Genomic DNA, 2,077 nt, shown 5'->3' with positions numbered 1-2,077 from the left:
TAGGGGAAATCGTTATCTAGGAGCGTAGCCGCTCTTTACTCCCACTTTGAAGAAGATGGGAGTATTAGAGCGGGTAGTCATCAGATAACACAAAATATACTAGCATTCTGACTTATTTACTTTTCGAAGGTGCCTTAAACATATAGTTTTAATAATTCTACTCATTTTCCTTTACTTTAAAAATTTTATTTGTTATGGTAATATGCGGGGGTGATGATATATGTTTAAAAATATAGATGCTGCAATTTTTGATATGGATGGTACTCTAGTTGACTCTATGTGGGTGTGGAATGAAATTGATAGAGAGTACCTAGCTAAACATAATTTAGATGTACCTCCATCATTAAGTCATAATATTGCTCATCTTAGCTTTAATGAAGTAGCAATCTATTTTAAAACCGCCTTTAATTTACCTTACGATGTAGAGGAAATTAAGCAGCATTGGAACGACATGGCTTATGAAGCTTATTGTAATAAAGTAAAGTTAAAGCCTGGTGTTAAAGAATTTCTTAGCTCACTTAGAGAAAGCAATGTAAAAATTGCATTGGCTACAAGCAATAACCGTTTACTTTTGGAGGCTTGTTTAAAAGCTAATGGTATCTATGAATATTTTGATACCATAACTTTAACTAATGAAGTTAAAAGAGGTAAGGATTTTCCAGATGTGTATCTTCTAACAGCTAATAAATTAGGGGTTTCTCCTACTAACTGTGTCGTATTTGAAGACCTACTTCCAGCTGTACAAGGCGCTAAAAAAGCTGGTATGAAAGTTATAGGCGTCTATGATGAACATTCTACTGATCAACATAGTGCTATGAAATCTCTAGCTGATGATTTTATAGTAGATTATATTGATTTTTCTTTAGCTATATAATTGTTTTTAAAGGTTTCCTAAATAAGAATTAATCTCTTATTAGGAAAGCCTTTTTATTTATATAGATTTATATTTTAATCAGTAATTGAACTTGTTTTAGCACTTATTAGCTCAATTAAATCTTTAGGATTTATATCCACTTGAAATCCAATTTTACCACCACTTACAATAATTCTATCTAAACTTGTAGACGATTCATCAATTACAGTAGTATAGCTCTTCTTCATCCCTATAGGAGAACATCCACCCCTTATATATCCAGTTATTTTAAGCATATCATTAACTTTTATCATCTCCACCGACTTTTCTTCTACACTCCTTGCTGCAGCCTTAAGATTTAATTCCTTTGCCACAGGAATTACAAAAACATAAAAACTTCCACTATGCCCTTTTGTAACAAGAGTCTTAAATACTTTTTGTACTGGTATACCTATTTTGTTAGCTACTGATATTCCATCTACAGAATTGTCTTTTACCTGATATGTATGTATCTTATAATCTATATTCTCCTTATCTAATATTCTCATAACATTAGTTTTAGTGTTAGCCATTTTATTCATCAACTCCTCACTTTAATTATAGCACCAAATTTCTTATTATTTTTAATAATATTATATATCCCCTATAGTGATTCTAATTCATAAATAATAGGAATATATTTATACTAGTAAGCTCTTTTATGGAGGTATATTCGTGATAAAAACTTTTTTTCTTTATGTCCTACTTCTTACCTCTGGTGGGTTGGGAATTCTCTATTATCTTTTAAATGATAAATACAATAAACAAAATATTCAAGTAAGAGTTCTAACAAAACAAAATAACAATTTAACATCTCAATTAAATACTATTAATAAACCTAATGGTAGTCTAAAAGTCTACTATCGTCCTATTAGGTTTAACACTGGTGAAACATTAAAGCGCTGCTCCCTTTATATATCACCTCTTAGTAATAGTCCCATAATTCGCTCTATACCTACTAATGCAAAAGTAGAAATTCTAGATGCAATTGAAGTTTTAGAAACTCTATGGTATGAGATAAGAGTTATAACTTCTGATACGGTGAATATAAAAGGTTTTGTTAGACAGGAGTTTGTTAGGGAACTTCAAATTATAGAAACTCATATTATAAAAAATTAAAGAGACTTTCACAAAATAAGCTAATCTAAATAAATATTGAGGATGCACTTATATTATTAACGCTCA

Annotated in this window: 3 protein-coding genes; 2 read left to right on the top strand and 1 reads right to left on the bottom strand. The window is 30.1% G+C overall.

The window, feature by feature from the left end:
• Positions 1–220: 220 nt before the first annotated feature.
• Positions 221–874 carry an HAD family phosphatase gene (locus B3W71_RS06775; RefSeq protein WP_346888181.1) on the top strand — a complete coding sequence of 218 codons (654 nt, stop codon included), beginning with the start codon at positions 221–223 and terminating at the stop codon, positions 872–874.
• A 74-nt stretch (positions 875–948) separates the two neighbouring features.
• Here B3W71_RS06775 and ybaK read toward each other — a convergent pair whose 3' ends face one another.
• Positions 949–1,425 (bottom strand): Cys-tRNA(Pro) deacylase, encoded by a 477-nt coding sequence (gene ybaK, locus B3W71_RS06770; RefSeq protein WP_346888180.1) that lies wholly within the window; start codon positions 1,423–1,425, stop codon positions 949–951.
• A gap of 142 nt (positions 1,426–1,567) precedes the next feature.
• On the opposite strand from ybaK, the gene B3W71_RS06765 reads away from it, so the two are divergent.
• Positions 1,568–2,011 (top strand): hypothetical protein, encoded by a 444-nt coding sequence (locus B3W71_RS06765; protein ID WP_346888179.1) that lies wholly within the window; start codon positions 1,568–1,570, stop codon positions 2,009–2,011.
• Positions 2,012–2,077: the final 66 nt, after the last annotated feature.

Origin of the sequence: Clostridium sp. UBA1056 (assembly GCA_002316385.1) — a bacterium.
In the GTDB taxonomy this organism is placed as follows: domain Bacteria; phylum Bacillota; class Clostridia; order Clostridiales; family Clostridiaceae; genus Clostridium_J.
This window is presented reverse-complemented; position numbering and strand designations above follow the sequence as displayed.